This window comes from Citrobacter sp. BIDMC107 (assembly GCF_001037575.1).
Lineage (GTDB): Bacteria > Pseudomonadota > Gammaproteobacteria > Enterobacterales > Enterobacteriaceae > Citrobacter > Citrobacter freundii.
Window position 1 is genome coordinate 1192659 of record NZ_KQ089848.1, and the last position, 23755, is coordinate 1216413.

20 protein-coding genes are annotated in these 23755 nt (G+C 52.6%); 5 read left to right on the plus strand and 15 right to left on the minus strand.

Annotated features, from left to right (window positions below; translation table 11 throughout):
• Window positions 1-26 precede the first annotated feature (26 nt).
• The 5 genes from amtB to SK39_RS05680 all read right to left on the minus strand — a co-directional run bounded on the left by amtB (window position 27) and on the right by SK39_RS05680 (window position 5986).
• Window positions 27-1313: an ammonium transporter AmtB gene (gene amtB / locus SK39_RS05660; RefSeq protein WP_003835936.1), complete on the minus strand. Its 1287-nt coding sequence runs from the start codon at window positions 1311-1313 to the stop codon at window positions 27-29.
• Between the two features lie 31 nt (window positions 1314-1344).
• Window positions 1345-1683 (minus strand): P-II family nitrogen regulator, encoded by a 339-nt coding sequence (gene glnK, locus SK39_RS05665; RefSeq protein ID WP_003021657.1) that lies wholly within the window; start codon window positions 1681-1683, stop codon window positions 1345-1347.
• Between the two features lie 256 nt (window positions 1684-1939).
• The gene (locus tag SK39_RS05670; RefSeq protein ID WP_003021654.1) at window positions 1940-3718 is read right to left on the minus strand and encodes a SmdB family multidrug efflux ABC transporter permease/ATP-binding protein; all 1779 of its coding nucleotides are present in this window, start codon (window positions 3716-3718) and stop codon (window positions 1940-1942) included.
• Window positions 3711-5483 carry a SmdA family multidrug ABC transporter permease/ATP-binding protein gene (locus tag SK39_RS05675; RefSeq protein ID WP_003021651.1) on the minus strand — a complete coding sequence of 591 codons (1773 nt, stop codon included), beginning with the start codon at window positions 5481-5483 and terminating at the stop codon, window positions 3711-3713. Before SK39_RS05675 ends, SK39_RS05670 begins: the two co-directional genes overlap by 8 nt.
• A gap of 44 nt (window positions 5484-5527) precedes the next feature.
• Window positions 5528-5986, minus strand: coding sequence for an Lrp/AsnC family transcriptional regulator (locus tag SK39_RS05680; protein WP_003021649.1), 459 nt, complete (start codon window positions 5984-5986; stop codon window positions 5528-5530).
• A 116-nt stretch (window positions 5987-6102) separates the two neighbouring features.
• Between SK39_RS05680 and SK39_RS05685 the strand changes: the two genes are divergently transcribed.
• Window positions 6103-7158, plus strand: a complete 1056-nt coding sequence (locus SK39_RS05685) for a PLP-dependent cysteine synthase family protein (RefSeq protein ID WP_220128868.1) — start codon at window positions 6103-6105, stop codon at window positions 7156-7158.
• 50 nt (window positions 7159-7208) lie between these two features.
• Here the strand turns inward: SK39_RS05685 and cof are convergent, their stop codons facing one another.
• Entirely contained in the window at window positions 7209-8027 is an 819-nt protein-coding gene (gene cof / locus SK39_RS05690; protein ID WP_003021643.1) for an HMP-PP phosphatase, read from the minus strand.
• A 226-nt stretch (window positions 8028-8253) separates the two neighbouring features.
• On the opposite strand from cof, the gene SK39_RS05695 reads away from it, so the two are divergent.
• Both SK39_RS05695 and queC read left to right on the plus strand, forming a co-directional pair.
• Window positions 8254-9954, plus strand: a complete 1701-nt coding sequence (locus tag SK39_RS05695; protein ID WP_048217395.1) for an SgrR family transcriptional regulator — start codon at window positions 8254-8256, stop codon at window positions 9952-9954.
• 65 nt (window positions 9955-10019) lie between these two features.
• Window positions 10020-10715 carry a 7-cyano-7-deazaguanine synthase QueC gene (gene queC, locus SK39_RS05700; RefSeq protein ID WP_003835948.1) on the plus strand — a complete coding sequence of 232 codons (696 nt, stop codon included), beginning with the start codon at window positions 10020-10022 and terminating at the stop codon, window positions 10713-10715.
• A gap of 117 nt (window positions 10716-10832) precedes the next feature.
• On the opposite strand, the gene fadM is transcribed toward queC, so the two are convergent.
• From fadM to bolA, 9 genes are all read right to left on the minus strand, one after another.
• Window positions 10833-11231: a long-chain acyl-CoA thioesterase FadM gene (gene fadM / locus SK39_RS05705; RefSeq protein ID WP_003021636.1), complete on the minus strand. Its 399-nt coding sequence runs from the start codon at window positions 11229-11231 to the stop codon at window positions 10833-10835.
• Between the two features lie 102 nt (window positions 11232-11333).
• Complete coding sequence (locus SK39_RS05710; protein WP_048216757.1) at window positions 11334-11708, minus strand: helix-hairpin-helix domain-containing protein; 375 nt, start codon at window positions 11706-11708, stop codon at window positions 11334-11336.
• Window positions 11709-11854: 146 nt separating this feature from the next.
• Window positions 11855-13729, minus strand: a complete 1875-nt coding sequence (gene ppiD / locus SK39_RS05715; protein WP_003835953.1) for a peptidylprolyl isomerase — start codon at window positions 13727-13729, stop codon at window positions 11855-11857.
• 267 nt (window positions 13730-13996) lie between these two features.
• A complete protein-coding gene (gene hupB / locus SK39_RS05720; protein WP_219352570.1) occupies window positions 13997-14287 on the minus strand; it encodes a nucleoid-associated protein HU-beta in 291 nt (96 codons plus the stop codon).
• 190 nt (window positions 14288-14477) lie between these two features.
• The gene (gene lon / locus SK39_RS05725; protein ID WP_003021627.1) at window positions 14478-16832 is read right to left on the minus strand and encodes an endopeptidase La; all 2355 of its coding nucleotides are present in this window, start codon (window positions 16830-16832) and stop codon (window positions 14478-14480) included.
• A 184-nt stretch (window positions 16833-17016) separates the two neighbouring features.
• Window positions 17017-18291: an ATP-dependent protease ATP-binding subunit ClpX gene (gene clpX / locus SK39_RS05730; RefSeq protein ID WP_003831013.1), complete on the minus strand. Its 1275-nt coding sequence runs from the start codon at window positions 18289-18291 to the stop codon at window positions 17017-17019.
• 126 nt (window positions 18292-18417) lie between these two features.
• The gene (clpP, locus tag SK39_RS05735) at window positions 18418-19041 is read right to left on the minus strand and encodes an ATP-dependent Clp endopeptidase proteolytic subunit ClpP (protein WP_003021624.1); all 624 of its coding nucleotides are present in this window, start codon (window positions 19039-19041) and stop codon (window positions 18418-18420) included.
• A gap of 247 nt (window positions 19042-19288) precedes the next feature.
• Complete coding sequence (gene tig / locus SK39_RS05740; RefSeq protein ID WP_003021622.1) at window positions 19289-20587, minus strand: trigger factor; 1299 nt, start codon at window positions 20585-20587, stop codon at window positions 19289-19291.
• 343 nt (window positions 20588-20930) lie between these two features.
• Entirely contained in the window at window positions 20931-21248 is a 318-nt protein-coding gene (gene bolA, locus SK39_RS05745; RefSeq protein ID WP_003021619.1) for a transcriptional regulator BolA, read from the minus strand.
• Window positions 21249-21553: 305 nt separating this feature from the next.
• On the opposite strand from bolA, the gene SK39_RS05750 reads away from it, so the two are divergent.
• Together SK39_RS05750 and ampG are read left to right on the plus strand one after the other, a co-directional pair.
• Window positions 21554-22132: a lipoprotein gene (locus SK39_RS05750; RefSeq protein ID WP_003021617.1), complete on the plus strand. Its 579-nt coding sequence runs from the start codon at window positions 21554-21556 to the stop codon at window positions 22130-22132.
• Window positions 22133-22176: 44 nt separating this feature from the next.
• Complete coding sequence (ampG, locus tag SK39_RS05755; protein ID WP_016149701.1) at window positions 22177-23652, plus strand: muropeptide MFS transporter AmpG; 1476 nt, start codon at window positions 22177-22179, stop codon at window positions 23650-23652.
• Window positions 23653-23755: the final 103 nt, after the last annotated feature.

The window sequence follows — 23755 nt, forward strand, 5'->3', positions numbered from 1 at the left end:
GCGTTGCCATCCGGCAGATTGAAACATCAAGCGTTGTAAGCGTTCTCGCCGTGGCTGTTCACATCCAGACCTTCGCGTTCCTGCTCTTCCGGTACACGCAGACCCACCGTCATATCCGCCAGCTTATAGCCAATGAAAGCCACCACACCGGACCAGACGATGGTAATCGCCACGCTTTCCAGTTGCACCAGCAGCTGATGCCCCATGGTCACGCCCTCGGCAAAGCCCACGCCGCCCAGAGAGCTGGCAGCGAACACCCCGGTCAGGATGCAGCCGACAATGCCGCACACGCCGTGCACGCCAAACACATCACACGGATCGTCCACGCGCAGAATACGCTTCAGGATGGTCACACCCCACAGGCCAGCCAGTCCCGCAACGACACCAATAATCAGCGCGCCGCCGACACCAATATAGCCACATGCCGGTGTTACCCCCACAAGACCCGCAATAGCACCAGAACACGCGCCCAGCAGGGACGGTTTGCCACGCAGCGCCCATTCACCGAAGATCCATCCGAGGATGGCTGCGGCGGTGGCGACCACGGTATTGACGAAGGCCAGTGCGGCAATCTCATTCGCCGTTCCCGCTGAACCGGCGTTAAAGCCAAACCAACCAATATAGAGAATAGCGGTACCGGTGAAGACCATCGGCAGGTTATGCGGTTTAAAGGCTTCTTTGCCAAAACCGACGCGTTTGCCAATCAGATACGCACCAACCAGACCGGCAATCGCCGCGTTGATATGCACGACTGTTCCGCCGGCAAAATCCAACGCACCGTGGGAAGCCAGCAAGCCGCCGCCCCAGACCATATGGGCAATGGGGATGTACGACAACGTTAACCATACCACTACAAAAATCAGCACCGCAGAGAAGCGAATACGTTCAGCCAGCGCCCCGACAATCAGCCCAACGGTGATGCAGGCGAAAGAACCCTGAAAAGCAACGTGAATGTACTGGTAGAAGCTCCCCGTGACCGCCGTCAGCGCGATGTTCTTCAACAATACCCAGTTGAAGTTGCCGAAGAAATTATTCCCTTCGCCAAATGCCAGTGAGTAGCCATAAACCACCCATAGAATACAAACCAGAGCGAATGTCACCGTCACCTGAGTCAGCATCGACAGCACGTTCTTACCGCGAATCAAACCGCCGTAGAACAACGCAATGCCAGGGATAGTCATAAACAGCACCAGCGCGGTACAGATCATCATAAAAGCGTTATCTGCTTTATCCGCAACCGCCGGTGCCGCCATTGCCAGTCCCGGCAGTAGCGCCAGTGAAGCAATACCTGTTTTCATCGTTGCTATCTTCATTTTTTGGTTTCCTATCACTGTGTGCCAGAAGTTACAGTGCGGCTTCGTCGGCTTCGCCGGTACGAATACGAATCACACGTTGCAGCTCGGCGACGAAGATTTTGCCGTCGCCAATTTTTCCGGTGTATGCCGCTTTACTGATGACATCAATCACGCCATCCAGTTGGTCGTCGGCAATCGCCACATCAATCTTCACCTTTGGCAGAAAATTGACGCTATATTCAGCCCCACGGTACAGCTCAGCATGACCTTTCTGTCGGCCAAAGCCCTTCACTTCGGTGACGGTCAGCCCCTGAATACCAATAGACGACAGTGCTTCACGGACGTCTTCCAGTTTGAACGGTTTGATTACCACGGTAACCAGCTTCATAGATCCCCTCCAGTCAGAATTCAGTAGTGGCTGCAGATACACGAGAGGAATATTGCAAGGGGTGTGCCAGGAATGAAAAACGCGGAATAATTCAGGCTTGCAGGGTATTGCTGGGGGAGAAAAAGAAAAAACGCACTATGACGGTGCATAGTGCGTTACATTTTTGCACCAGATTGTTGATTGCCGGATGGCGGCGTAAACGCCTTATCCGGCCTACAAAACCGCGTTGACCGTAGGCGTGATAAGCGCAGCGCCATCAGGCGATAACCGAATCCTCATGTGCGCTGGCCGCCAGCTCTTCACCCGCCAGTTGCAGCTGATACATCTGCCAGTAACGGCCTTGCGCCGCCAGTAGTTGCTGGTGCGTACCACGCTCAACCGCCTGCCCGCGATGCAGCACCAGAATGGTATCCGCATCGACAATCGTCGATAACCGATGTGCAATCACTACCAACGTGGTGTGTTCACGTACCGCCGCCAGCGCGTGCTGAATGGCCTGTTCAGTACCGGAATCAATACTGGCCGTGGCTTCATCGAGGATCAGTACCTGCGGCGTTTCCACCAATACCCGCGCCAGCGCCAGCAGCTGTTTCTGCCCAACGGAGAGATTATTGCCCTGCTCGCCCAGCCGGGTATGGATCCCCTCGCTCAGCCCCCGCGCCAGTGCTGCCAGTTGCACAGTCTCCAGAGCCTGCCATACCCGCTCTTCTGAGATATCACGACCCAGCGTGACGTTTGCCAGGAAGGTATCCGCCATCACCACCGGATCCTGCTGCACCATCGCGATGCCCTGACGTAACGCACTGTGGCTCAGAGAAGACAGCGGACGTCCGTCAAGGCGGATTTCGCCCTGCGTCAACGGGTAGTAACCCATCAGCAGACTGGCCAGCGTACTTTTGCCGCTACCGGTGTGTCCGACCAAGGCTACAAAGCTGCGCGAAGGCACGGACAGACTGATGTTTTGCAGCACCAGATTGTCGTCACGATAGGCAAATGAAACGTTATCCACCTCAATGTCCCCGCTCTTCAGCGGTCGATCATCGTCACCATAGCGCTGACGAGGCCCGTCCATCAGTTCGAACACTCGCTCGCCGGCGACAACCGCCTGCTGCAGCATGGATTGCTGGGTGGTCAGCTCGATCAGCGGCTCGTTCAAACGGCCGAGGTAGCTGATAAACGCGTACAGCACGCCAACCTCAATGGAGCTGCCAGAGGTAAAGCTGAACAGCATCAGCAAACCGCAGAGGATCAGCGCCGAGAAAAGGCTCAGCAGCGGGCGCAGCAAAAAGCCATCCAGTCGCAGGGTTTGCATACGCGCCATATAGTGCGAGCGGCTGGCCTCCCCCATTCTCTCGCCAAATCGCGCCTGCTGGCGGAACTGCTGGATAACGCTCATGCCGTTGATGACTTCGTTAAAGCCATCGTTAATATCCGCCAGATAAGCGCGCACCCGACGCACAATCGGGGTGCTGTAGCGTTGATAAATCACCATCACCACCATCACCGCCGGGAAAATGGCCATCGCCACCAGCGCCATACGCCACTCGAGGCTGAACATCGCCACCAGCATCGCGCCGATTAAGGCCGCGCTGCGCAGGACCGTCGCGACCACCGTCACGTACAGGTCGCGAATAACTTCGGTGTCATTGGTCACGCGGGAGATAAGCTGCCCGACGGGCTGAGTATCAAAGGCGCTGAGCGGCTGGCGCAGCGCAGCGTCCATTACGTCAGTGCGTAACTGTTGTACGACGCCAACCGCCGCCTGGTTAAACAACAACGACTGCGCGTAATGCAGACCTGCCGCCAGCAGTTGCAGACCGACATAGGCCGCAACCAGCCCGACAACCATCGCCAACGGCAGATTGTTCTTCGCCACCATGTTATCAATAAAATAGCTAATCAACAGCGGACCGCTGACTTCCGCCGCAGCCGCCACCCACAGCATGACCACCGCAATCGCCAACTGTTTTCGCCATGGTGAACCATACGCCAGCAATCTTTTCAGGGTCGGCCATAGTTGCCCAAAACTACGCATTAGCCGCCTCCTCGTTTATTTCTGGCGCATCAGACAGCGCCGCTTCCAGTTGCTGATAGCGGTACATATCGCGATACCAGCCGGGCTGTTGCACTAAAGATTCATGCTCACCGCGCTGGGCAATATGCCCATGCTGCATCACGATAATCTCGTTGGCTTCCGTCAGAGCCGATAAACGGTGGGCGCTGATAATCACGGTTCTGCCTTCGCCCCACTGACGCAGGTTATGCAGGATCTGATGCTCGGTACGACCATCTACCGCCGATAACGCATCATCCAGAATCAGGATTTCAGCATTCAGCAGTAGCGCTCGGGCGATAGAAATACGCTGTTTTTGTCCACCAGACAGCATCACCCCACGTTCGCCCACTTCGGTGTCATAGCCCTGAGGAAGACGTAAAATATCTTCATGAACGCTGGCAAGGCGCGCCACATGCTCGATCTCTGCCTGGGTGGCCTGCGGGCGTCCTAAGGCGATGTTATTGCCGACGGTATCGGAAAACAGGAATGGCGTCTGGCTGACAACCGCCAGCCGGCTGCGCCAGCTATCCAGCTGTAAGCGCGTTAGTGGGATATCATGAAAGCGTACATCGCCTTGGGTGATATCAAAATGACGTTGGATCAGCGACAGCACCGTACTTTTCCCCGCGCCGGTCGGACCACAGATGCCCAGCATCTCCCCTGGTTTAAGCTGAAAATTCACATTTTCCAGCGCCGGGTGGGTGGTTTGCGGGTAACAAAATTCGCGAATCGCTACCGCCAGCTCGCCGCGTCCTTCCGGCACCAGTTCAGTACCGTCATCCACTACCGGCGCTTCTGCCAGCATGGCGCGAATTCGGCTATACGCGGCGCTGCCGCGCTCGACGATGTTAAACATCCATGCCAGCGCCAGCATCGGCCAAATCATCAGACCGAGATACATCATAAAGCTGGTGAGCTGGCCGAGCGTCAGCGAACCGTGAACCACCATCCAGCTTCCCCCGGCAATCGCCAGCAGGTTAGCCATCCCAATGGCGATATAAATCGTGGGATCAAAGCGGGCGTCAATGCGCGCCACGCGCAGGTTTTTCTTACCTGTATCTTCAGCATCAGCGGCAAATAATGCCGACTGCCGATCCTCCAGACCAAAGGCCTTGATCATACGAATACTGGTCAGGCTTTCCTGAGTACGATCGTTGAGGCTGGAAAACGCCGCCTGCGCCAGCTTAAAGCGGTTATGGAGTCGATCACCGTAACGTTTGATCATTATCGCCATCACCGGCATCGGCAGCAGCGCAATCAACGTAAGTTGCCAGCTTATCTGCGTTGACATCACGATCAGCACCGCACATCCCATGACCAGCGAATCTACAAGCGTCAGTACGCCTTCCCCAGCGGCGAATACCACGCGGTCAACATCGTTAGTTGCACGCGCCATCAGATCGCCCGTGCGGTGACGCAGATAAAACTCTGGATGCTGACGACTCAACTGACGGTAATAATCTTCCCGCAGCTCAACTGCCAGTTGGTAGGATGCGCCAAACAGCAGCACGCGCCAGACATAGCGCAGTAAATAAACTACCACGGCGATCAGAGCAATGGTTCCCACCCACATCAGCAGCCGCTCGGTGGTGAAGCGTTGTGTCGTTACGCCATCCACAATGATCCCCACCACTTTCGGCGGAATAAGCTGAAGGATAGCGATGATGATAAGCAGGGCCACCGCCCCGAGGTAGCGACGCCACTCCCGGCGGAAGTACCAGCTTAATTGAGCAAATAATCGCACGCGTTATGTCCTGACAAAATTTCCGGCAATAAGCGCCGGGAGAATTATTCAATAGGGAGAGCAGTTGTGTATTTAATCTGTTCCATGGCAAAGCTGGAGGTGACGTCAGACAGGCCCGGTACGCTGTTCACCAGGCGCTTATAAAATTCATCGTAGCTTTTCATATCAGCGACCTGCACTCGCATCAGGTAATCATACTCCCCTGCCATACGCCAGAACCCCAGAACCTCGGGCATTCCGGTCACTTCAGTGACAAAGCGGCAATACCATTCGCTGCTGTGATGCTGAGTTTTGATCAGCACAAACGCGGTTAAGCCCAGCCCCAGTTTTTCCGGATCCAGCAAGGCGACTCTGCCCAGCAGAACACCGTCATCCTCGAGCCGTTTGAGGCGTTTCCAACAGGGAGTGGTAGTCAGATTAACGGCATCTGCTAACGCCTGCAAAGAAAGGGTGCAGTCCTGTTGCAGTAAGCCAAGCAGCTTACGGTCAATTTTGTCTAGCATATCCACTCCACAGAGAAGAATTTTCTACTTACATTCTATTTTAAAGGCTAAATGGCAACAATTTTTTCCGTGCTTTTCGCTATTCTGGGCACAAAATGACAAATGGATATTTATTAATGATGAATAGCTCCTGGGTTAAAAACGCCATCAATGAAATCAACGCGGATTATCAGCGTTCTGCAGATACACATCTCATTCGTCTGTCGCTACCGGCGTTTCCGGGCATTCAGATCTATTTAAAAGATGAGAGCACGCATCCGACCGGGAGCCTGAAGCATCGTCTGGCGCGCTCACTGTTTCTGTACGGATTGTGCAATGGCTGGATCAAAGAAGGCACCACCATCATTGAATCATCGTCCGGTTCAACGGCGGTATCTGAGGCTTATTTCGCTCGACTGTTAGGGCTGCCGTTTATTGCCGTCATGCCTTCCTGTACGGCGAAACGTAAAGTTGAACAGATTGAATTTTACGGCGGTCGCTGTCATTTCGTGCAAAGCGCCTGCGAAATCTACGCGGCCTCTGAACAATTGGCGCGTGAACTGAACGGCCATTACATGGACCAGTTCACTTATGCTGAGCGCGCCACCGACTGGCGTGGCAATAATAATATTGCCGACAGCATTTTTCGTCAGATGCAGTGCGAGCCCAATCCCGTTCCCCGCCATATCGTGATGAGCGCCGGCACCGGCGGCACCTCAGCAACCATTGGCCGCTATATCCGCTGTCAGGGCTACGATACTCGCCTGATGGTAGTAGATCCGGAGAATTCGGTATTTCTGCCCTTCTGGCAGGATCGCGATGCGACATTGCGCAGCCCGGTAGGAAGCAAAATTGAAGGTATCGGGCGTCCACGCGTAGAACCCTCTTTCATTCCTGATGTGGTCGATGAAATGCTGCGCGTGCCGGATGCCGCCAGCGTGGCTACCGCGCACTGGCTGGAAACGCAGTTGGGTCGTAAAGTCGGTGCCTCAACCGGCACCAACATGTGGGGAACGCTGCAACTTGCCGCGCGCATGCGCAACGCCGGAGAAACCGGTTCACTGGTGACGCTGCTCTGCGACAGCGGTGAACGCTATCTGGAAACCTACTACAACCCGCAATGGGTTGACGCGCACATCGGTGATTTAACGCCGTGGAAAGTGGAACTTGCCCAGTTGCTGAATACACATTAAGCAGACAAAAAAAAGCCAGACGCGAAGTCTGGCTTGCTGGAAGGGATCTCTCATTCGGGGGAATAAGGTAGATGCGGATTATCCAGCCAATGCGTCAAAAAGTGTGACACCGCCTGATTACGGCAATGTCCAATCACCGATAAATGAGGCAGTTCAGCCATCAGTTGCGGCATTGCGTTACCCATAATCAGGCCGCGCCCAACGCTGCCTAACATTTCGCGATCGTTCATAGCATCGCCAAACGCCATACACTCGGACATTGAATATCCTAAGTGGTCACTCAATACCGCCAGCGCGGATCCTTTGTTACAGCCCAGCGGTAGTACCTCAAGGCAATCAACCGCGGAGAAACAGAGATTCGCCTGTTCTCCCAGCGCTTCATTCAGTTGAATGCGCAACTGGATCAGAGACTCATGATCGCCGCAGAAACAGATCTTCGTTACCTGATGAGCCGGAATACGTTTCACATCGACGATCTGGTAGCGAAATCCGCTATACACATGCGCCTGTAGCAGCGAGGGGATCTCTTGTCCGGTAAACCAACCGTTGTCATTAAAGACATGCATGCTGGCGGTGGTATCCCATTTCTGATGTAACACGATATCCGCAACATTCGGATCCAGATCCTGACGGTGCAACACATCGCCCTCAAGAGAGTGAATGCGCGTGCCGTTACCGGTGATCAAAAAGGCGTCCAGTGAGATAGAACCCAAAATGTGGCGCATTTCCAGCACATGGCGGCCAGTGGCAAATGTCAGAGTGATATCGCGTTCACGCAAGCGCGCCAGCGTTGAAAGCGTTTCGTCACCTAAATGGTGATTCGGCATCAAAAGGGTGCCATCCATATCAAATGCAGCCAGACGAGCCATTTCTTTCTCCACACTGTGACGCGGTTAACTTGTGATTCAGTATCACCTGAGATATACGGAAGTAATAGTGAATAGATAAAATGAATTGTTCCGGGTTTATTACAGAAAATCATTCAAGTTGCATCAAGGCGGCAAGTGAATGAACGCCCAGGAGCATACATTTCAGTATGTGACTGGGGTGAATAAACGCAGCCAACAAAGAGGCAGCTTGAAGGATGAAGTGTATATGAGATTGTTGAATCGCCTGAACCAATACCAACGCCTGTGGCAGCCTTCGAACGGCGAACCGCAGTCGGTGACCGTCGGGGAACTGGCCGAACGCTGTTTTTGCAGTGAGCGCCACGTGCGTACCCTGCTGAAGCAAGCGCAGGATGCTGGCTGGCTGGAGTGGCACGCCCAGTCTGGGCGTGGGAAACGCGGGCAATTACGCTTTTTGGTGACGCCGGATTCCCTACGCAACACCATGATGGAACAGGCGCTGCAAAAGGGAGAACAGCTTAGCGTGCTGGAACTCGCTCAATTAGCACCGGGAGAATTAAGAACGTTGCTACAACCGTTTATGGGCGGCCAATGGCAAAACGACACGCCAACCCTGCGTATCCCCTATTATCGCCAGCTTGACCCTTTGCACCCTGGATTTCTCCCCGGTCGCGCGGAGCAACACCTTGCTGGACAAGTTTTCTCTGGCCTGACCCGATTTGACAGCACTACGCAACGTCCCTGTGGAGACTTAGCCCACCACTGGAATATCTCCGCTGACGGCCTGCGCTGGGATTTCTATATTCGTTCCACCCTGCATTGGCATAACGGCGATACGGTAAGCAGCACGCAGCTACATCAACAGTTGCTGAAGCTGTTAGAGTTACCAGCGCTGAATAAGCTATTTATCAGCGTAAAGCGCATTGAGGTTACGCATCCCCAGTGTCTGACCTTTATTCTGCATCGTCCCGACTTCTGGCTGGCACACCGTCTGGCGAGCTACAGCAGTCACCTGGCGCATCCTGAGCACCCGTTTGTGGGTACCGGCCCGTTCCGGTTGACACTGTTTACTCCTGAGCTGGTGCGTATCGAGAGTCACGATCACTACCATCTGAGTCATCCGCTGCTAAAAGCCATTGAATACTGGATAACCCCGCAGCTCTTCTCCCAGGATTTGGGCACCAGCTGCCGCCATCCGGTGCAAATTGCGATTGGTAAACCCGAAGAGTTACCTATGCTAAGCCAGGTAAGCAGCGGGATCAGCCTTGGTTTTTGCTATCTCACACTCAGAAAAAGCGCGCGCCTGAATACGCAGCAGGCTCGTCGACTGGTCGATATTATCCACCGTTCTTCCCTGCTACAAACGCTTGAAGTGGATGAAAATCTGATCACGCCAAGCAATGCACTGCTGCCCGGATGGAGTATCCCGCACTGGGATGAACTCGACGAGGTAGCATTACCGGAAAAGCTGACGCTGGCTTATCATCTGCCAGTAGAACTTCACGCCATGGCTGAACAGCTTCGCCAGGCGCTGGCACTGCTTGGATGTGAATTAACCCTTATTTTTCATAATGCTAAAAACTGGGATGGCGATCATCCTTTAGCCCAGGCCGACCTGATGATGGGCGACAGGCTGATTGGTGAAGCACCTGAATATACTCTCGAACAGTGGTTACGCTGCGATCAGCTCTGGTCACATGTATTGAATGCACCAGCATACACACATCTGCAAACGACCCTGGATGCCCTACAAATCCAGGCCGATGAGGACGATCGCCACGCGGCTTTACAACAAGTTTTCGCCACGCTAATGCATGACGCTACCCTGACGCCACTGTTCAATTATCACTATCGCATCAGCGCGCCACCAGGGGTGAACGGCGTACGCCTGAATCCTCGTGGCTGGTTCGAGTTTACCGAAGCCTGGCTGCCACCTCCTTCAGCGTGAAGAAGCTGGTCGGCGACACGCCCAGGCGCTACCATAAGGGCTTCGTTATTTTGTCAGGAAAAGCCATGAAACGTGCCGTTGTTGTATTCAGTGGAGGTCAGGACTCCACGACTTGTCTGGCGCAAGCGCTGCATCAGTATGATGAAGTGCACTGCGTGACCTTTGATTATGGTCAGCGCCATCGCGCTGAGATTGATGTCGCACGTGACCTGGCCTTAAAACTTGGCGCACGCGCGCACAAAGTGCTTGATGTCACGCTGCTCAGTGAACTGGCTGTCAGCAGCCTGACCCGCGATAATATTCCGGTACCCGATTACGAACCGGATGCGAACGGCATTCCCAATACCTTTGTGCCAGGACGCAATATTCTGTTCTTAACGCTGGCAGCGATTTACGCGTACCAGGTGCAGGCAGAGGCAGTCATTACCGGCGTTTGTGAAACGGATTTCTCTGGATACCCGGACTGTCGCGATGAGTTCGTCAAAGCCCTGAACCATGCCGTAAGCCTGGGGATGGCGAAAGATATTCGCTTTGAAACCCCACTGATGTGGATCGATAAAGCCGAAACCTGGGCGCTGGCTGATTACTGGGGCAAGCTGGACCTGGTACGCGAAGAAACACTAACTTGCTATAACGGCATCAAAGGTGACGGTTGCGGTCACTGTGCGGCGTGTAATCTGCGTGCCAACGGCCTGAACCATTATCTGGCGGATAAACCGGGAGTGATGGCGGCAATGAAGCAGAAAACCGGCCTGAAATAATTGAGCGAATAGTGCCGGATGGCGGCGTAAACGCCTTATCCGGCCTACCGACAGCATTCATCGTACACAATATCGCCCGTAGGCCTGATAAGCGAAGCGCCATCAGGCAACGTTGAGCTACTGCACCATCTGCTCCAGTTTTTCGCGTAACTCCCCTTCCAGCGGCAGCGCTTTTTGCGTTTTCAAATCAATACAGACGAAGGTAATCAACGCGTCGGCCACTACCTGCCCTTCCGGCTCCAGGGTAATTGTCTGGTTTAACACCCCGCTTTTGCCATTTAGCTGTTGCACCTGACTAGTGATGGTCAGCAGGTCGCTTAGCACCGCTGGACGACGGTAGTTAATATTTATATTCACGACCACAAAAGCGATGTTGTGTGCAGTCATCCATTGAAAGCTGTCGCTGTTTTCCAGACCATCCCAGCGGGCTTCTTCCAAAAACTCGAGATAGCGGGCGTTGTTGACGTGCTGATAGACATCAAGATGAAAACCACGGACTTTGATTTGTGTTTGCATAGCGCAGGAACCTTACGTTTTTATAAGAATATATTCAGGGTAGAGAGGTCATAACTGGTATGACCTCTCTAGTCTGGCAAATTTTCAGCGCTGTGCAAGTTATTAAAGTGTTAAAAATGCCAAATTACGCTCCACCAGCGAACTGCCCATACCCGGCACCTGCTTTAAGTCCTCCACCGTTTTAAACGGTCCGTACTCCTCACGATAGCTCACAATCGCCTGCGCTTTCTTCAGACCTACGCCATTCATGACTCGCGCTAAATCCTCCGCAGAAGCGCTGTTGATGCTTACCCTGGTGCCTTCATCGTCGCTTGCTTTAGCGGGCAGTGTGGCTTTGCTTTGTGCCGTCCCTGAGTTTTCCGCTTTGGTTTGAGTCGCCTGGCTTTTGGCGACAGGCTCAGCCGCCAATGCAGTTTGGGCCATACCAGCGCAGGTCAATGAAAGAGTGATAAGCAGGGCTTTGATTCCATGTTTCATACTGTTTTCTCCTTGTTTGTTAACAGTGGAATCACGATAGCGAGGTGCAGAACGGCAGACAAATGGCAAATATCAGAAATGGAAAAGGCCGCGAAAGCGGCCTTTGGTAGATACAACTTTTTGCAATTTTTTGCGAACTGCCTCGGTTATTGCTGCTGTTCCAGTGCATCACCGATTTTAATTTTTGCGGCTTTACGCAGGTTGCTCATCAGCGCTTCGAAGACAATCTGCGCGTTGTTCTGAGTGATCCCCTGAACCATCGCTTTCTTCTGCGCTTCAGGCATAGAACCGGCTTTCACCTCGTCCAGCGCCAACAGAACAACGTTACCCTGCATGTCGTTCGCTACGCCGTAGCTCGGCTTGTCTTTCGCCGGCAGGCTCAGACCAAAGGCAGCCTGGCTCAACGGATCCTGATCCGTACGGCTCAGCGTTTTTGCCTCGCCAAAGCTCAGACCCGCAGCTTTCATCGCTTCATCGCCTTTACCGGCTTTCAAATCCGCCAGCAGTTTATCGGCATCAAGCTTCGCCTGCTGCTCTGCTTTATTGTGCTTAACGAGCGCAGTTACCTGCTCTTTCACTTCAGCCAGTGGCTTCACGGCTTCAGCTTTGTGCTCTGCAATACGCAGCACGAACGCGCGATCGCCATCCACGGTGATGATATCGGAGTTACTGCCAGGTGTACCGTTCTCGCCAACCAGACCACCATTGAAAATGATGTCAGCGACTGGTTTGAAATTCAGTTCTTCCGGCAGGCTGTCACGGCTAAACCAGCCCGTTTCAACCGCTTTCATACCTGCTGCCTGCTCTGCACCCGCCAGAGATTCGTTATCGTTGCTGGCCGCATCGCTGACTTTCTGTTGCAGCGCATAGTAGGCATCCAGCGCTTTTTCCTGCTTCACTTTTGCCGCAATGTCGTCACGGGCTTCGCTCAGCGGTTTAACCTGTGCAGGCTGTACGTCGTCAAGACGCGCAACGAGGAAACCAACGGAAGACTTAATTACGCCAGACAGTTGGCCTTTTTCTTTCAGACCGGCATTTTTCAGCTCATCCGGGGTGGTTGAATCTTCCAGCCATCCCATATCGCCGCCTTTACGGGCAGAGATGATATCGGCAGATTTTTCTTTCGCCAGCGCAGCAAAGTCACCGCCTTTATTCAGCTCGTCCAGTACCGCTTTGGCTTCATCTTCAGTTTTGGTCTGAATGATGCTATAGCGGTTACGCTGCGGCTGAGTGAACTGATCCTGATGCTGGTCATAGTAAGACTGAATATCAGCATCGCTGGCCGTCTCCTGCATAGCAGCAGCATCCAGCTTGATGTAGCTCACGCGGAACTGTTCCGGCGTCATAAAGTTGTTTTTATTCTGCTCGTAGTAGCTGGCAACTTCCTGCTCGGTAACAGACTGCTTCGCGGCCAGTGCGTTAACGTCAATCGTCGCCTCGCGCACGATCCGCTGCTGTGCGACCAGCGCCGCCAGTTCGTCCGTTTCGCCTTTCAGCATAAAGTCCGTACCGGCAACGCCGTTAATCAGCTGCTGGGTAGTAAGCTGATTACGTAATGCCTGAGCGTACTGGTCTGCGGTCATGCCCATCTGATTAACAATTGCGTTATAGCGGTTGTTATCAAATTTACCGTCGACCTGGAAAGCAGGCGTGGCAAAAATAGCCTGTTTAATCTGATCGTCGCTGATGTTGAGCTTAAGCTCGCGGGAATACTGATCCAGCAGCGCTTCGTCAACAAGACGATTCAGCACCTGCTGACGCAGCGTTTTCATGTAACCTTCGTTCGCGGCCAGCTCGGAGTATTGATCGCCCAGCTGTTGCTGCATGCGGTTACGTTCGCTGTTGAACGCATTCTCGAACTGCCCGCGGCTGATCTCCTGGCCATTCACTTTGGCGGCGAAGTTATTGCCCCCGCCAATCAGGTAACCACTCACGCCGGTCAAAATGAACGACACGATAATGATACCGAAAATAATCTTGAGCACGAGACTGTTAGCAGCCGTGCGTAAGCTGTCCATCATGGTGTAACCACACTCCGCTGTAGATGACTATACGCGTTATCTCTAAAGCCGCCTGCGCGTTGACACAACAACGGCGGCAAGGATTTTGAGTATATATGCTTCACGCAGCATAGCGTTTCCTGAACGCTGCGCACAAAGGCCTATTGTGACAAGAAACAGGGGTAATTGTCAGCCCACAACACGTAGAAAGTACCGGAATTACAAATAAAAAAGGCACATCAGTCGATGCGCCCTTGTACTTCGTCACATCCCCAAAGGGGAAATCACTTAGTTTACCGCGTCTTTCAGTGCTTTACCTGCACGGAAGCCCGGTACTTTAGCCGCGGCAATGGTGATCTCTTTACCTGTTTGCGGGTTGCGACCAGTACGGGCAGCACGCTCTTTAACGGCAAAAGTACCAAAACCTACCAGCGCTACGTCATCACCTTCTTTCAGAGATTCGGTAACAGAAGCAATAATTGCATCTAACGCACGTCCAGCCGCAGCTTTAGAGATATCAGCCCCTGCAGCAATTTTGTCGATCAGTTGAGATTTATTCACTCTTCTCTTCCTCTTTATAATTTATATCGCACCTGAATCCTTCAAAGTGCGACCGCGCAGCAGTTATATCAGGCCTGCCATGCCCTTACAACACCCGTTAATGATGGCAAGCCTAATCCGTCATCTAAATTAGCTATACAAAAAAAGGCTGGCAAGCCCGAAATGGCCTGCCAGCCCTGTTTTTATTAATGCTCTTTGCGCGAGGTCACTATTTTGCCGTCACAACCTGCATTCCAGAGGGTTCATTTTGCAACGCAAGAGCCAGAACTTCCTCAATGCGTTTCACCGGATGGATGTCCAGATCGGCAATTACGTTATCCGGAATCTCTTCCAGGTCACGTTTGTTCTCATCAGGAATTAAGACCGTTTTAATACCGCCACGGTGTGCCGCCAGCAGTTTTTCTTTCAAACCACCGATTGGCAGAACCTGACCACGCAGGGTGATCTCGCCGGTCATCGCCACGTCGGCGCGAACCGGGTTACCGGTAAGACAAGAAACCAGCGCGGTACACATGGCAATACCCGCACTTGGGCCATCTTTCGGCGTCGCTCCTTCAGGTACGTGAACGTGAATGTCGCGTTTTTCGTAAAAGTCCGGATTAATACCCAGTTTTTCCGCACGCGCACGTACCACGGTCAGTGCAGCCTGAATAGATTCCTGCATGACTTCACCCAGAGAACCGGTGTAGGTCAGTTTACCTTTACCCGGTACGCAGGCGGTTTCGATGGTCAACAGATCGCCGCCCACTTCCGTCCACGCCAGGCCGGTTACCTGACCAACGCGGTTTTCGTTGTCCGCGCGGCCATAATCAAAGCGCTGTACGCCCAGATAGTCGTGCAGATTATCGCCATTGATCTCGATATGTTTCAGCGACTTGTCGAGCAACAGCTGTTTCACCGCTTTACGGCACAGTTTGGAGATTTCTCGCTCCAGACTACGCACGCCCGCTTCACGGGTGTAGTAACGAATAATGCCTACAATGGCGCTATCGTCGACCGTCAGCTCACCTTTTTTCAGCGCGTTACGCTCAATCTGTTTCGGCAACAGGTGACGTTTTGCAATATTCAGCTTCTCGTCTTCGGTATAACCGGACAGACGGATCACTTCCATACGATCCAGCAACGGCGCCGGAATATTCATGGAGTTAGAGGTCGCAACGAACATCACGTCGCTGAGATCGTAGTCCACTTCCAGGTAGTGATCGCTGAACGCCACGTTCTGCTCTGGATCCAGCACCTCAAGCAGTGCGGAAGCCGGATCGCCACGCATGTCGGAAGACATTTTGTCGATCTCATCAAGCAGGAACAGCGGGTTTTTAACACCCACTTTAGCCATTTTCTGGATCAGTTTACCCGGCATAGAACCGATATAGGTCCGGCGGTGACCGCGAATTTCAGCCTCATCACGCACGCCGCCCAGCGCCATACGGATGTATTTACGCCCGGTCGCCTTGGCGATGGACTGCCCCAGAGAAGTTTTACCTACCCCAGGCGGCCCAACCAGACACAGGATCGGCCCCTTGATTTTATTCACACGGCTTTGGACCGCGAGATACTCAAGGATACGATCTTTGACGCGTTCCAGACCGTAATGGTCGGTATCGAGGATTTCCTGCGCCTGACGCAGGTCTTTTTTGACCTTGCTACGCGCATTCCACGGTACCTGAACCATCCAGTCGATGTAGCCACGCACTACGGTCGCTTCCGCCGACATCGGAGACATCATTTTCAGCTTCTGCAGTTCCGCTTCCGCTTTCTCTTTTGCCTCTTTCGGCATTTTCGCCGCGTCGATCTTACGCTTCAGCGCTTCGTTTTCGTCCGGCGCATCGTCCATCTCGCCGAGCTCTTTCTGAATAGCTTTCATCTGCTCGTTCAGATAGTACTCACGCTGGGATTTTTCCATCTGCTTTTTCACGCGGTTGCGAATGCGTTTCTCAACCTGCAGCAGATCGATTTCAGACTCCATCATCGCCATCAGATATTCCAGACGTTCGTTAACGTCGGACATCTCCAGCACGGACTGTTTGTCAGCCAGCTTCAGCGGCATGTGCGCTGCGATGGTGTCCGCCAGACGTGCAGGATCGTCGATGCTGTTCAGCGACGTCAGCACTTCTGGTGGGATTTTCTTGTTCAGCTTGATGTAGCCTTCGAACTGGCTGATAGCAGTACGCACCAGCACTTCCTGTTCGCGCTCATCAATAGCAGGCGAGTCAAGGTACTCTGCTTTCGCAGAGAAATGCTCGCCGTTGTCAGACAGCGCTGAAATACGCGCGCGCTGTAACCCCTCGACCAGCACTTTTACGGTGCCGTCAGGCAGTTTCAGCATCTGCAGAATAGAGGCCACGGTCCCGACGGTGAAAAGATCGTTTACACCCGGCTCATCCGTTGACGCTTCTTTCTGTGCGACCAGCATGATTTTTTTATCATGGTCCATAGCCGCTTCCAGACAACGGATAGATTTTTCCCGCCCTACAAATAAGGGTATGACCATGTGCGGATAAACCACCACATCGCGCAACGGCAATACGGGGATTTCAATGCGTTCAGAACGCTCAGGATTCATAGAGCTCTCTCTTAGTTTAGTTTCCGCCAGGTAATCAGGTGGTACGACTGTGCTTCACACCACCTTTAACATGTATGTCAGTATATGGGGATGTTTCCCACACATTCAACGCCATGTTTACGGAAAAATAAAAGGGGAGATAAAATCCCCCCTTTTTAATTAAATGTCTGTATGAATTGATGAATTATTCGCCAGATGCCTGTTGTGCTTCCGGCTTACCGTAAATCAGCAATGGCTTGCTCTGGCCGCCAATCACCGACTCGTCGATCACCACTTTTTCGACGTCTTCCATAGAAGGCAGATCGTACATGGTGTCGAGCAGCGCGGCTTCGACGATAGAACGCAGACCACGGGCACCGGTTTTACGCGCCATCGCTTTCTTGGCGATCGCATCCAGCGCTTCCTCACGGAACTCCAGATCAACACCTTCAAGATTGAACAACGCCTGGTACTGCTTGGTCAGGGCATTTTTCGGCTCTTTGAGGATCTGAATCAGCGCTTCTTCACTCAGTTCGCTCAGGGTTGCCACAACCGGCAGACGACCGATGAACTCAGGGATCAGACCAAATTTGATCAGATCTTCCGGTTCGACCTGCGACAGCAGTTCACCTTCGCTGGCTTTATCAGACTGCGCTTTTACCGTTGCGCCAAAACCAATGCCGGAGCCAGTTTCAACACGGTTAGCAATCACTTTATCCAGACCGGCAAATGCACCACCGCAGATAAACAGGATCTTGGAGGTATCAACCTGCAGGAATTCCTGCTGAGGATGTTTACGACCACCCTGCGGCGGAACGGCGGCAACCGTACCTTCGATCAGTTTCAACAGCGCCTGCTGTACGCCTTCGCCGGAAACGTCACGGGTAATGGACGGGTTGTCAGACTTACGAGAAATCTTGTCGATTTCATCGATATAGACGATCCCACGCTGTGCTTTCTGCACGTCGTAATCGCACTTCTGCAACAGTTTCTGAATAATATTTTCAACATCTTCACCCACATAACCGGCTTCGGTCAGCGTGGTGGCGTCGGCCATAGTGAACGGAACGTCCAGCAGGCGCGCCAGCGTTTCAGCCAGCAGCGTTTTACCGGAACCCGTCGGACCAATCAGCAGGATGTTACTTTTGCCCAACTCAACCCCATTGCTGGTGTCGCCGTTGCGCAGACGTTTGTAATGGTTGTATACCGCGACCGCCAGCACTTTCTTCGCCTGCTCCTGACCGATAACGTAATCGTCCAGGTGGTTGCGAATTTCATGTGGCGTCGGCAGCGCACTGCGTTCACGGTGCGGTGCTACTTCCTTAATCTCTTCGCGAATGATGTCGTTACATAAATCAACACATTCGTCGCAGATATACACGGATGGTCCGGCAATCAGCTTACGCACTTCATGCTGGCTTTTGCCGCAAAAAGAGCAGTACAACAATTTGCCCGAGCCATCTTTGCGTTTATCTGTCATGGGTCAAAACCTCTTCTTTGTTCTTTGTGCCGCACACGACGACGCAAATGCCATTCTCAGGCGCAAGACGCTAGTCAGCGTTGTGCCGCTCCAGGTAATTATAGCGGCACACCTGCGCACTGGGCATTAATTACGATGGGTCAAAATCGAGTCGACCAGACCGTACTCTACCGCTTCAGAAGCGGAGAGGAAGCGATCGCGCTCGGTATCACGTTCAATCTGCTCAAGAGATTGACCCGTATGATGCGCCATAAGTTCGTTCATGCGCCCTTTTACCTTCAGGATTTCACGGGCATGAATTTCAATATCCGTTGCCTGGCCCTGGTAACCGCCCAGAGGCTGGTGGATCATGACGCGAGAGTTAGGCAGGCAAAAACGTTTGCCTTTCGCCCCGGCGGTCAGCAGGAACGCCCCCATTGAGGCCGCCTGGCCCATACAAATGGTGCTGACGTCCGGCTTAATAAACTGCATGGTGTCATAGATAGACATCCCGGCAGTGATCACTCCACCAGGGGAGTTGATGTACAGGTAGATATCTTTTTCTGGGTTTTCTGCTTCCAGGAACAGCATCTGCGCCACGATCAGGTTAGCCATATGGTCTTCGACCTGGCCGGTCAGAAAAATGACGCGTTCCTTAAGTAGACGAGAATAGATATCAAAAGAGCGCTCACCACGTGAGGTCTGTTCAATGACCATCGGCACCAGCGCCATATGGGGTGCAAAGTTATCTCGTTCGCCGCTGTATGACATTTCCGTCTCCTGGATAAAATTTGAAAAAACCTGCTGTGCTGATTGTAACCTTATGGACGGATTATCAGCTAGTCCCTCAGTAATGGGTACGACATCGCCATAATTCAAGCATAACAATCTTTTGTTGTAACGCTAACACTGAAACGCTGTTTTCGCACTCTTCCCATGCAAAATGCGTGACAAAAAAAAACCCGCCACCAAAAGGTGACGGGCTTGCGTACGAAATTCGAGCTAAAAAAGCGACGAATTACGCCTGCTGGTTCATCAGCTCGTTGAAGGAAGTGGCTTTTTCAGTCACTTTCGCTTTCGCCAGAACGGCTTCAACAGCCTGCTCTTCCAGAGCGACGTTACGCATGTTGTCCATCAGCTCTTTATTTTTGCTGTAGAACTCAACCACTTCTTTCGGATCTTCGTAAGCAGAAGCCATCTCTTCGATCAGGCCTTTAACGCGATCTTCGTCAGCTTTCAGTTCGTTGGTGCGAATCACTTCGCCCAGCAGCAGACCAACAACTACGCGACGCTTAGCCTGTTCTTCGAACAGTTCACGCGGCAGTTCCAGAGCTTGTTTCTCGTTGCCGCCGAAACGCTGTGCAGCCTGACGACGCAGAACGTCGATTTCGCTGTCGATCAGCGCAGCCGGAACGTCGATGTCGTTAGCTTTTACCAGACCTTCGATCGCCTGAGACTTAACGCGGTTACGCACAGCGCCTTTCAGCTCGCGTTCCATGTTTTTGCGTACTTCAGCGCGCAGACCTGCTACGGAACCATCTTCAACGCCGAAACGTTTGATGAATTCTTCAGTCAGTTCCGGCAGTTCGCGTTCTTCAACTTTCTTCAGGTTGATAACGAACTTAGCGGCTTTACCTTTCAGGTTTTCAGCGTGGTACTCTTCCGGGAAAGTCACGTCGATAGTGAACTCTTCGCCAGCTTTGTGGCCTTTAACGCCTTCTTCAAAGCCTGGGATCATACGACCCTGACCCATCGCCAGTACGAAGTCAGACGCTTTGCCGCCTTCGAACTCTTCGCCGTCTACAGAACCGGTGAAGTCGATGGTTACACGGTCTTCTGCATCAGCAGCGCCGTCTTTGTCTTTCCAGGTAGCCTGCTGCTTACGCAGGGTATCCAGCATCACGTCAACGTCAGCGTCGGTGACTTCAACAACCGGTTTTTCAACTTCGATTGCTTCCAGACCAGTCAGCTCAACTTCCGGGTAAACTTCGAACTCTACCGCGTAAGTAAAATCTTCACCCAGTTTGTATTCGCCCGGAACGTAGTTCGGTGCGCCAGCCGGATTGATTTTTTCTTTGATGATCGCGTCAACGAAGTTGCGGCTCATCAGGTCGCCCAGAACGTCCTGGCGAACAGATGCGCCATAACGCTGAGCAACAACATTCATCGGTACTTTTCCTTTGCGGAAACCGTCAATACGCACTTTCTTCGCTACGTTGACCAGCTCGCTTTTCACAGCGGTCTCGATGCTGTCAGCAGCGATAGTAATCGTTACACGGCGGCCAAGGCCTTGAGTGGTTTCAACTGAAACTTGCATCTTGTTACCTCAAAAAATCACAGTGCTCGGTCAACTCTTCTCCGCAAGCACAGGTTGTTGGCTTCGCGGAACTGGGATGTTCTCATAAGCAATCACATTCCCTGTCGTCAGAATCATCCCGAAGACATTCCGAAAAATAAGACGCGCATTATAGCGGCATCACTTTTATGAGTCGAGAACGGTTATCGCGCGTTGCTGCGGCTTTTTTCACAATTCCCGGCTAATTTTTGTCTGAATACTGTACGACTGCCCCAGAATTCAGACAAAACAAAACGGCCCGCAGGCCGTTTTCACATAATCTGTAGCAACATACTGGAAAAGCGTCGGTTGTTGCAAATCCGTTTTACGCGATGCTTCCCGCCCCACGACACGGAGGCGATGCAAAAATCGTATCCTGCAACGCTTCCCACTCCTTAATGGTGTAGGTATGCAGGGCAAGAGCATGAACGGTTGTGGAAAGCTCCGCCGTTAACGTGCTGTAAATCATCCGATGACGATTAAGAAAACGTTCACCTGTAAAGCGATCGCTAACCAGCACAACCTTAAAGTGGCTTTCAGAACCAGCCGGGACATTGTGACGATAGCTTTCATCCACAACTTCGAGGAACACGGGTTCGAACGCTGCCCTTAATTTTTCTTCTATTTGCTCACGAATCATCATGAAATTTTCCTCCGACAACGCTGAGATGTCACCCATCCCTTTAAATACTAGCCGCTTTTACCGTTTTCATTACACCTTAGCAACAAAAAATTAGCGCTTGTCTGATTTTCTCAGCCAAACGGATGAAGTTCACTGAATCCTCACTTCGATTTATTGCAAAAAGTCCGTTTATGGTCTCCACAAAGCCATAAAACGGACAACACAATGAATTTACATGCGTTACCCACTTCCCCTCATCGTTGGCGATGTTATGATGGCGGGAATTTTCTCCAACCATACAATTTAGATTCGCTGAGAGCCCTGGCATGTTTAAAAAAATCCTCTTCCCGTTAGTCGCGATGTTCATGTTAGCTGGATGCGCAACGCCGCCGACCACTATTGAAGTCTCCCCGAAAATTACCCTGCCACAGCAGGACCCAAGCCTGATGGGCGTGACCGTTAGCATCAACGGTGCCGACCAGCGTCAGGATCAAGCGCTGGCAAAAGTCACCCGCGACAACCAACTGGTTACGCTGACTGCGTCCCGCGATCTGCGCTTCCTGCTGCAAGAAGTACTGGAAAAACAGATGACCGCACGCGGTTATATGATTGGACCAAACGGCGCTGTAAACCTGCAAATCATTGTTAGCCAGCTGTACGCTGACGTGTCTCAGGGTAGCGTGCGCTATAACATTGCCACCAAAGCAGATATCGCCATCATTGCGACCGCTGCTAACGGCAACAAGATGACCAAAAACTACCGCGCAAGCTATTCTGTTGAAGGCGCACTGCAGGCCTCTAACAAAAATATCGCTGACGCCGTTAACAGCGTGCTGACCGACACCATCGCTGATATGTCTCAGGACACCAGCGTTCACGATTTCATCAAGCAGAACGCTCGTTAATTTCTGCCCATATGGCCCGGCGTTCGTCGGGCCTATAGAAGCCCATGTCCAGTCATTACTTACGTATTTTTCAGCAACCACGCTCAGCTATCCTGCTTATTCTGGGGTTCGCCTCCGGTTTACCGCTCGCACTCACCTCCGGTACGCTTCAGGCGTGGATGACGGTCGAGAATATCGATCTTAAAACCATCGGTTTCTTTTCCCTGGTAGGTCAGGCCTACGTATTTAAGTTTCTCTGGTCCCCGTTGATGGACCGTTACACGCCACCGTTTTTAGGTCGACGTCGCGGCTGGCTGCTGGCGACCCAGGTGCTGTTGTTAATTTCTATCGCCGCGATGGGCTTTCTGGAGCCTGGCACACAGTTACGCTGGATGGCCGCACTCGCAGTGGTGATCGCTTTTTGCTCGGCCTCGCAGGATATCGTCTTTGATGCCTGGAAAACCGACGTGTTGCCCGCAGAAGAGCGCGGCACCGGCGCTGCTATCAGCGTGCTGGGCTATCGATTAGGGATGCTGGTTTCAGGCGGACTGGCCCTGTGGATGGCCGATCGCTGGCTGGGCTGGCAAGGGATGTACTGGCTGATGGCAGCGCTGTTGATTCCTTGTATCATCGCCACCCTGTTAGCACCTGAACCGACTGATACCATTCCGGTACCTAAAACGCTGGAACAGGCGGTTGCGGCTCCGCTGCGCGACTTCTTTGGTCGTAACAACGCCTGGCTTATCCTGCTGCTTATTGTGCTGTATAAGCTCGGGGATGCCTTCGCCATGAGCCTGACCACCACCTTTTTGATCCGCGGCGTTGGATTTGATGCGGGTGAGGTTGGTGTGGTGAATAAAACGCTCGGGCTTCTGGCAACCATCGTTGGTGCATTGTACGGCGGGATCCTGATGCAGCGCCTTTCGCTGTTCCGCGCATTGCTGATATTTGGCATTCTGCAAGGGGCGTCAAATGCAGGCTACTGGCTATTGTCCATCACTGACAAACACATGTTCAGTATGGCGGCCGCCGTCTTCTTTGAAAACCTGTGTGGCGGAATGGGCACGGCGGCGTTTGTCGCTTTATTAATGACGCTGTGCAATAAGTCCTTCTCAGCGACCCAGTTCGCCCTGCTCTCCGCGCTTTCAGCCGTTGGTCGCGTTTATGTTGGCCCGGTAGCAGGTTGGTTTGTCGAAGCACACGGCTGGCCGACATTTTATCTGTTCTCCGTGTTTGCAGCGATCCCCGGCCTCATACTGCTGCTGGTATGTCGCCAGACCCTGGAACATAGCTGGCAAAATGAAAGCTTTATTCCGCGTACGGAATTTCGTGGAGCGTACAGTCTGGCATTAATGACGTTGGTAGTGGGCTGCTGCCTGCTGCTGGCTTGGCTGCTGCTGTTAACCATGAATGCGCTGGATTACACCAACTTCTCCTTCCTGCCGGAACTGCTTGAAGTCTCGGTGGCGGTCGCGGTCTGCGGGGTGATTTTTGGCGGATTGTTGGATTATCTGGCTCTGCGCAAAAACCGTCTGGCGTAAAAAACCGTATTAATAAGCCGTTGTAATCACCTTGCGTAATTATAACGGCTAAATAAACAACAATTGATAAAAATAATATTTGTTATTTTGTGCGCCAAAGAAT